The organism is Acinetobacter endophylla (assembly GCF_053543775.1).
In genome coordinates this window covers 1-306 of sequence record NZ_JBLVOM010000188.1, presented here as the reverse complement: position 1 = coordinate 306, position 306 = coordinate 1, and the positions used below count along the sequence as shown (strand labels likewise).

Annotated in this window: 1 pseudogene; it reads right to left on the bottom strand. The window is 36.6% G+C overall.

Annotation, left to right across the window (positions count from 1 at the left end):
- Nucleotides 1-225 precede the first annotated feature (225 nt).
- A pseudogene (locus tag ACNPNW_RS06275) lies at nucleotides 226-306 on the bottom strand (peptidase); the annotation flags it as partial.

The following is a 306-nucleotide window of genomic DNA, read 5'->3' as shown; positions in this document are numbered from 1 at the left end:
ATCGGTTGTACTCCTGAAACATTGCGTGTTTGGTATCAAAAATATTTAGATCAACAAAATCCTGTCAAAGTACAACAGATATCTGATCAAGAAAAAATGAAGGGTAATCCCCCCTAAAATACTAGCTCTTTAAAAGAGGCAGTATTATGCTTTTACAACATGATGTTTAACTTGAGAAACTGAATTTAAAACAATCTACTGTAACTCTTCCAGACAGATATGAAATTAATCCACCCCTAGCCCTTTAAACACCGCATCCACCGGATCTGCATAAAAGCTGGTCTGGAACTTGGTAAACAGTTCCAC